Source organism: Pinirhizobacter sp., assembly GCF_035317885.1.
Classification (GTDB): Bacteria; Pseudomonadota; Gammaproteobacteria; order Xanthomonadales; family Rhodanobacteraceae; genus Pinirhizobacter.
Genome location: NZ_DATHFX010000066.1, coordinates 1 through 3287 on the forward strand (window position 1 = coordinate 1; position 3287 = coordinate 3287).

The 3287-nt window shown below is 66.2% G+C and carries 5 protein-coding genes; all 5 read right to left on the bottom strand.

All coding sequences use genetic code 11. The features are described 5' to 3' along the window. On the bottom strand, nt 1-291 hold a 291-nt coding region (locus VK519_RS02055; RefSeq protein WP_324347185.1), incomplete at its 3' end, for a GTPase. 96 nt (nt 292-387) lie between these two features. Further along, entirely contained in the window at nt 388-939 is a 552-nt protein-coding gene (locus tag VK519_RS02060) for a YceI family protein (protein ID WP_324347187.1), read from the bottom strand. Beyond that, complete coding sequence (locus VK519_RS02065; RefSeq protein WP_324347189.1) at nt 936-1514, bottom strand: cytochrome b; 579 nt, start codon at nt 1512-1514, stop codon at nt 936-938. The genes VK519_RS02060 and VK519_RS02065 overlap by 4 nt, the downstream gene beginning before the upstream one ends. Further along, nucleotides 1498-2079 carry a YceI family protein gene (locus VK519_RS02070; RefSeq protein WP_324347191.1) on the bottom strand — a complete coding sequence of 194 codons (582 nt, stop codon included), beginning with the start codon at nt 2077-2079 and terminating at the stop codon, nt 1498-1500. The genes VK519_RS02065 and VK519_RS02070 overlap by 17 nt, the downstream gene beginning before the upstream one ends. Nucleotides 2080-2186: 107 nt before the next feature. Then, a partial coding sequence (locus VK519_RS02075) for a P-loop NTPase family protein (RefSeq protein ID WP_324347193.1) occupies nt 2187-3287 on the bottom strand: 1101 nt, incomplete at its 5' end.

A 3287-nucleotide genomic window follows, 5' to 3' on the forward strand; every position in this document is an offset into this window, starting at 1 on the left:
GGCCGCTTCGTCCAGCCGGGCAGGCTCAGCCTCGGTCGTGGTGCCATGGAGCACGCCCACCTCGAAGGCCTGGCGACCCAGCAGGGCGTTGCCCAGCGCTGATTTTCCCGCCGAGACGCGGCCGAACACCGCCACGTGCAATTCGTCGCGTTGCAGCTTGTCGAGCATCGAGGCGATGCGCGCGAAGTCGGCGGCAAGTTCCTGCCGCAACGCCGGTGGAATGCCTGGATCGTCTAGCAATTCCTGCAGCGAACGGGCAACGCCGTCATGGCTGGGGGTCAGGGTATTCACTCTGACCCCGGTATCGGTGGCTGCTGGATCGGTCGCCTGGGCGTGGGCCGCCCCGCGCCACCGCCGCCAGATCGAACGCAGGTCCACGTGACCGACTTACTTCGGTTGCAGCAAGAGGTGCGCGTTCACCTTCACCGCGTTGCCGATGGTCGAGGTGTCCTTGTACTCACCGCTGCCGACGCCGAAGTCAAGGCGGTTGATCACGGTTGCGACGTCCAGCGAGGCCGCGCCCGAGCCCGGGGTGAAGGTGACCTTCAATTGCACCGGCTTGGTCACCCCGTGCAAGGTCAGGTTGCCGTTGGCCACCACGCCATTGCCGGCCTTGGCAAAGCCGGTGGTGACGAAGTGGGCCTGCGGGAATTTCGCCGTGTCGAAGAAATCGGAGCCGGGCAGTGCGTGATCGCGATCGTTGTCGCCGGTGGTGGCGCTGGCCAGGTCCACCGTCACGTCGAACTTCGACGCGGCGAGATTGGCCGGATCGTAACTGATCGCGGCGTTGAACTTGTTGAAACTGCCGTCGAAGGTGGCGCCCTGGAATGTGCCGGTAAAGCCGAGCGTGCTGGCTGGCTGCACGGTGTAGTCGGCGGCAACGCCCGTGATGGGCGCGAGCGCGAATGCAAGCCCAAGGGCAAGGATGGTGCGGTTCATGAGGGGTCTCCTGGCGGGGGAACCTTGCGCGGGCGTCCAAAGGGCAGCATGCGCCGCAGGACGTTGTCGCGCAGGATGAAATGGTGCCATAGCGCGGCGCCGACATGCGCCACCAGCACCAGCAACAAGAAGTAGAACAAGTATTCGTGCACGATGACGGCGATGTTCATGACCTGGTCGTCCTTGGCCATCAGCGGCGGCAGGTTGAACAGCTTGAACCACTGCAGCGGATAACCGTGGGCCGAGTTGAACACCCAGCCGGACACCGGGAGCGCCACGATCAGCACGTAAAGAAGGCCGTGTGTTACATGGGCTGCCAGGCGTTGCCAGGCGGGTGCGGGTTCGTCCGGCGGACGCCGGTCGCCCATGCGCCAGGCCAGGCGCAGCAGGAACAGCGCAAGCACGGTCAGGCCGATCGACTTGTGCAGCGCGAAGATGTTGATCTTCGACAGCGACGGCGCCAGGCCAGTCATCCACAAGCCGAAAATACCGTTGCCGAGGATGGTCAGCGCCATCAGCCAATGGAAGAAGCGTGCGCCGGTACCCCAGCGCGAATCATCACTGCGCAGTGCCACGGTCGGGCTCCTTGCTGCCGGCGTCATTGCCGCGGATGGCTTCGATCTCGAGCCACACGGTGACCGAGCGGCCAATGGAATTGGGATTGGACGTCATGCCGAAGAGCGTGCGGTCCACGGTGAAATTCGCCGAGAAACCGGCTACGTCGTGCATTCCGTAGATGGTGCGCCCGTTGCGGTTCAGGCGGAAGGGGATATCCACCGCTTGGCTCACCCCGCGCAAGGTGAGCTTGCCGTGCAACACACCGGTGTCGTCACCGGTCTTTTCAACCGACGTGCTGTCGAACGTGGCGGTAGGGAAACGGGAAGCGGCAAACAGGTCGTTGCCGCGCACCGCGTCGTTCCATTTCGCATCGCCCATGTCCACGCCGGCGGTATCGATCACCACGTGAGTGGAAGAATCGCTCCAGTTGGTGGCATCGAAGGAAAGATTGCCTGATACGTGCAACCGTCCGAACGAGCGCGAAAAGCCATTGTGGTCGACGCTGAAGACCACCTGGCTGTGCACCGGATCGTACTGGTACGCCACGGGCGCGGCGGTTGCAGTGCCGGCTAAAACCGCCATCAGGAGGGCAAGAGGCAGGACCGCGGTACGGGGCTTGGAAAGGATCATGACGCCAGTGTGCCCTTGCTGCCCATGGCACCGCCACCCATCGATTCATGAACGCATTGTCATCCTGGCCGAACACTGCCGCCTGAGCCGCCCGGGTCGCGCAGGGCCTCGGCCGCCATCGCAGCCAGTGCCTTCACGCGCTCGCCGTTGCTGTCGGCCAGCCAGGCCTTGAGCCGTTCGTTGGCATCGTCCTGGTCCAGTGCGTGCCGCTCGGCCAGCGAGGCCGACAGGGCCTTACCCATGCTGTCGAAGATCAGGGCATAGGCAAACGCATGCAGCAGGCCGCCGCCCAGGGTGCCCAGGCCCGGGAAGGCCTTTAGCGCATTACCGGCGACCGCAAGCACGATGGACGATCCCGAGCGCAGGGTCAGCCGGGCCTGGCGGATGAAGTCGTCCACCTGCACCTGGCTTGCGTTCACCCCATAGTTGTCGGCCAGCGCACGCACCATGCCGGTGGCGATGATGCCCTGGATCACCAGGTCACTGCCCGGCGCCACCGCAGCCATCGCGCCGACCACGGCGCGACGGGCGAAGCGCGCCACGATGCGCGCGGCCTGGGCCTCGCGGGCGGCGGCCTCGGATGCGGCAAGGTGGGCGTCCAGGGCGGCGAACACGGCTTTCTCGCGCGCCGGTTCCAGCGCTTGCGCGCCACGCCCGAGCAGCCTGTCCAGGGCCCGGGCAAGCTCACGCGTGTCCGGCAGCCGTGTGCGCTCGACGCGCTCGCTGCGGCCGTCGGGCAGTTCGCGCACGAATACTTCCGTGCCGCCGGCTATGGTCGACACCACGGCGTCGGCGCTGTCGCGCAGTTGCGTGCGCAACCGGCCGAGCACCAGCTTCAGTTCCGCGGCGTTGCGTTCATCCGCCTTGTTCAGGGCCACCACCATGGGTTTGCCGAAGCTGGCAAGCCAGGCGACGTCGCTTGCCTGGGTGCGGGTGAGTTCGGCGGTGCATACGTAGATCACGGCATGGGCGCGCAGGGCTTCCTCCCGGGCGCTGGCTTCAAAGGCTTCGCCGCCGGCCTCGCGGTTGCCCGGGACATCGGCCAGCACCCAGGCGATGCCATCGCGTTCGCCCTGGTGCAGGCGGATGTCCCGGGGGGCAAGTCCAGCCTGGTACGCGCCCTGGTGTCCGGCGCCGATGCCGCCATCGGCGTCACTGGC